Origin of the sequence: Nesterenkonia flava (assembly GCF_031432335.1) — a bacterium.
GTDB classification, from domain to species: Bacteria; Actinomycetota; Actinomycetes; order Actinomycetales; family Micrococcaceae; genus Nesterenkonia; species Nesterenkonia flava.
This window is the reverse complement of the sequence record NZ_JAVKGT010000066.1, coordinates 1-1,868: the sequence shown is the minus strand read 5'-3', so window position 1 is coordinate 1,868 and position 1,868 is coordinate 1. Positions and strand designations below refer to the sequence as shown.

General features: G+C 54.7%; 2 protein-coding genes. Both read right to left on the bottom strand.

Features of this window, described 5'->3' with window-relative positions; all coding sequences use genetic code 11:
• Positions 1-23: 23 nt before the first annotated feature.
• On the bottom strand, positions 24-1,619 hold the full coding sequence (locus tag RH857_RS13450; protein WP_310538486.1) for an ABC-three component system protein: 1,596 nt from the start codon (positions 1,617-1,619) through the stop codon (positions 24-26).
• A partial coding sequence (locus tag RH857_RS13445; RefSeq protein ID WP_310538485.1) for an ABC-three component system middle component 6 occupies positions 1,609-1,868 on the bottom strand: 260 nt, incomplete at its 5' end. The genes RH857_RS13450 and RH857_RS13445, both read right to left, overlap by 11 nt.

Sequence of the window (1,868 nt, the reverse complement as noted above, 5' to 3'; positions counted from 1 at the left end):
GACTCACCAGTCTCCTCGGCGTGTCACCCCGCCCCCACCTGAAATCCGAAGAGCCCGATATTGAGGCAGGAAGCGATTTGGCGGCCATCAATGGAGTCGAACAGATGACTGTCATGCACCAAGAGGCCCGGAGCGCGACCTGCCTTGATTGCTGAAACGACGCTCACAATATCTAACATAAACGTCTCTACACTCCTCACGCCCGTGCTGGCGTCTCCTGAGATGCGCGGCTTTACACCGAGGACGCCTTTCGGCGTAGGCGAGACAAGGAGCGAAGCTTCACGATCGGTGTAGATCTCGGCCCCGAGTTCATTGAAAAGCGAGATCGCTTCATCAAGATAACTCTGGCGCTCGCTCATTTCAGTACGCACCGACGCTACAAGCTCGGCGGTCTTCAGTTTGACATTGTCGTCGATGGTGCTGACAGAGTGGGCAGCTTCAAGCTTGCGTTCGAGGTCGGCAACCAAGGCTTCTTGCTCTCCCAGGTCTTGTTGGAGACTTAGGAATGTATCGAGAGCTACCGTTTCATTGAGTAACTGCATAACGTGAGCCCGGCGTTGGTCCTGGGAGGTGCGCTCACTCTCTATTTCTTCCAGCCTGCGACGCAACGAAGCTGACTCTTGCTCTAAGAATGCTTTCCGGTTGCGAAGGACAGATTCATGGAAGGCCGCTACTTCTTCATATCTTCGGCTGACGAGGTCGGGCAGGACGACTCCGATTTCGGCATAGACCTTGGCAAGCTTGCCTGTCAGTCCCTGATTGGCGCTGTCGTCTACTTCTGCTTGTGTGGCCTCGTCCAGTTCTCGAAGCCGTCGTTTTGTTGCAAGCACTTCGTCGTTGAGCTTCCGAATGGTTGCACTCAACTGATCCGCTTCACGCTGATGTTCGGCATACTGTTCGTCCACCTTGAACGCGCGCAAGTCCTTCTGCATTCGCTCTCGCTTGTGGCGGGCAGCCGCTAACTGAGCACGCAACGCTGATTCATCGGCAGGAATATGGCTTAGCGCACCCTCTTCGACAGCTTTGCGTATTGCAGATCCTTGCTTCTTCAGTCGTTCAATGTCACCTGCACGCCCAAGGGTCTCAGGGGAGAGCCCAAACAGAAACCCGAGGCGTACACCAGACTCCCAATCTGGTTCAGAAGCGTGAATCTTTATCGGCTTGCCGAAGTGGTACCGGATAAGCTGGCCCCAAAGTTGGCCAGGGGTGGGGCGGGCCGCGCTCTCTGGAATGTTGAAGACGTGGCGCGCGAGCAAGGAGCGCCAATCGTCTAGCGTGATTTCATCTTCTGGAACAACGGACCAGCCAGAGGTTTTCACTCGCGTTGTGGGCTTGACCGAACGGGAGACTCGCACTTCCTCTGCTGCACTTTGATTCCCAGGGAGCGTCAAAGCTGCGATAAAAGTATGTTCTTCCAGTTCGGGTGTCTTGAACTCCTCTGCCAAGTCTCCGCCAAGAATGTAGCGAAGAACTTTTACAAAGCTAGTCTTTCCGATGCTGTTGCGACTATTACCTTGTTCCGAGCCTTCTGTGCGATCGGCGACCAGAATATTCAGTCCGCCGTGGAAGTTCAGGGACTTGAAGCGAGCGTCTGAGGATGAGAGCGACTTAAGAAACATGGGTTCTCCGCAAGTATCCGTCATGGGAGTAGTCCACAACTTGCATGGCGTAAAGAGTTGAGAGCGCAAGCGAAAACCAATCGAAAGTAATGCGTCCCGCCTCAGGCGCATTTCGCTGTCGGCCGTCGAATCGCTCCCAAAGTGAGGATACGGTCATCGGGTTCTGTAACTCTTCGAGGATTTCGGAACCCACGGTGAAGCGCCCTAGGTTCTCTGCCGCTTTCATATGAGGTGGGGCTCCGCTTTCAA

Coding starts and splice junctions, on each gene's coding strand:
- RH857_RS13450 (WP_310538486.1), bottom strand. CDS start 1,619: ATGTTTCTTAAGTCGCTCTCATCCTCAGACGCTCGCTTCAAGTCCCTG.